At 41.8% G+C, this 2,231-nt stretch carries 3 protein-coding genes; all 3 read left to right on the plus strand.

Going from position 1 to position 2,231, the window contains the following annotated elements; genetic code table 11:
• Nucleotides 1–675: 675 nt before the first annotated feature.
• Nucleotides 676–1,077, plus strand: a complete 402-nt coding sequence (locus tag AB4135_RS12260) for a hypothetical protein (protein WP_371993207.1) — start codon at nucleotides 676–678, stop codon at nucleotides 1,075–1,077.
• 113 nt (nucleotides 1,078–1,190) lie between these two features.
• Nucleotides 1,191–1,376: a hypothetical protein gene (locus AB4135_RS12265; RefSeq protein WP_371993208.1), complete on the plus strand. Its 186-nt coding sequence runs from the start codon at nucleotides 1,191–1,193 to the stop codon at nucleotides 1,374–1,376.
• A 49-nt stretch (nucleotides 1,377–1,425) separates the two neighbouring features.
• Nucleotides 1,426–2,231, plus strand: an 806-nt coding sequence (locus AB4135_RS12270) for a transposase (protein WP_371993210.1), incomplete at its 3' end; no start/stop codon positions are given.

Raw genomic sequence — 2,231 nt, forward strand, 5'->3', positions numbered from 1 at the left:
AGTTGTTGCTCCTCATGCTCAAATAAAAATTGCCTAACAGCTCAGATGGGACATCCATGTCCCGCCGAGCCTGAACCATCATCTGATAGGCAGGATGCCTGAATGTCTTGAAGTGCATGGATGCACGGGAAAGACCATGATGGTTCTACGACATTTTCATCTCCGCACTTCGGCAACTCCGATGGGGAATAGATGTTTCCTGCTAGTTTTGTAACTCAATTTTGCCCCTTTATGTGTTATCTCCAGTAATTTGTCCTATGCAGCACTGACCTCTTTGTAATACTTTTTCTCATCAGTCGGAAAAGTATGGCTTCCGTCTAGCGAGAGCCTTTTAGTTAACCAATGCTTGTACTTTTGTACAGTAGTATCGGTTTTGTGCGGTTAATCTCTAAATTTTGCACAATCAGTTCACGGTTTGCTATTGAGTGAAAAGAGAAAAATACGTAAATTCAGTAAGATGTAAGTGTGCGTTCATGAAAAGTTCAGATAACCGGAAAGCAAAGTGTGCGACTCACTTTTCTCCCTAGGTGTATTGGATACAACCTTAAGCGTAAATGTCTAATAAACTGTTATGAATCAACTTTTCAGACTTTTTACTGTGCACGCTTTCTCAACATGGCTTGGCAAAACGCGCACGCCGTATATTAAAATGTTATATTTACAAAGGATGTTAAAGTGGACGCTGAAGTTTTGGGACCAAAGCATTGGTCAGAAAGGTTTGAGCATGATGTTTGTTCGGCTAAGTTCAGTCAAGATGGTCTAGTAATCATTCTTTCTACTAAAAATGAAAATGGTATAGACGCTAATTTGGAAATATCCTTTGAATGGGTAACAGCCTTTCGCTTCATGGATGAATCTGACATGCAATACTACTCCGTTCTATCTTGTTTAAGTCTTAACTTTCATGTTTTCAAAATTCTCTCCGGAGGATGGTCAAATGGTGAGACTAGGCAAAAAGGAATTTTAGATGCTAGTGCCGGTGTTTACCCAGAATATTTAATCGCTACTAATAATGGCTGCATTCAGGTTTTAAGTGGTGTTAACCCCAACATAGGCTGGCGTCCTGATGGTGTGTAAATATAACAAGCTGCTAAATTCAGATTCACCAAGGCTGTCATGCCATTTGCTGAGCAAATCGCCCGCCAGCACTTGGTTCACTTATTAGCAGGGCGTTATATTTTTAGGTGAACATGGAAGCACATAAAGCAGTTCTTGAGTATTTAATTAATAACCCTAATGTTGATTTTGTTAATGAATCATCTGACATGGATATTGTGACCTTTAAAGAACTTATGCATTCGGGCTTAGTCGACGGTATAAATGCATGTGCCGATGACGGTGATTGCAAATATTGCCACCCATCGTTAATGGCATAACGAATGACCTCAGACTAAGCTTGATAGATAAGTCTCAGTTGGAGGTTGTATGCCACGGCCTAGAAGAACCCTTATTAGCATCGAAGACACACCTTATTATCACTGTTGCAGTCGTGTAGTGCGGCGCGCCTTTCTATGTGGGGATGACAAATACACGGGTAAGAACTATGACCATCGAAGAGCTTGGGTTGAAGAGCAAATACTCAAGTTAACCGATGTGTTTGCTATTGATGTAGCGGCTTACGCAGTGATGAGTAACCATCTGCATGTGGTGCTATACATTGACCTGGAAACAGTGAATAGCTGGTCAGATAGAGAGGTTGTAGAGCAGTGGCATAAACTGTTTAACGGTACTGCGCTAACGCAAAAATTTGCTAAGGGTGAAGTTATCGATGAGCATTTAGTGGTGCAACTCAAACACCTTCTTGCAACTTACCGTTCAAGACTCAGTGATATCAGCTGGTTTATGCGTTGCCTCAATGAACCCATCGCGAGGCAAGCCAATATCGAGGATAACTGCACTGGGCACTTCTGGGAGGGACGTTTTAAATCACAAGCTTTGCTAGATGAAGCGGCTGTTCTGGCCTGTATGACTTATGTCGAGCTCAACCCTATTCGCGCTAAGATGGCTAACACACCAGAGCAATCGGATTTCACAAGTTTAAAATTAAGAGTCAGTGCAGCCGTAAAAGGCGAGCAACCTAAGAGGTTATTAGCCTTTATTGGTAATGAGCGCGCACATCAACCCAAAGGCATTACCTTCTCACTGAAAGATTATCTGCAATTGGTTGATGAAACAGGCAGAGTTATTCGTGATGACAAGCGAGGGGCTATATCAGCGACTGAAAATAATAT

The organism is Shewanella sp. 10N.286.54.B9 (assembly GCF_041468565.1).
Taxonomy (GTDB): domain Bacteria; phylum Pseudomonadota; class Gammaproteobacteria; order Enterobacterales; family Shewanellaceae; genus Shewanella.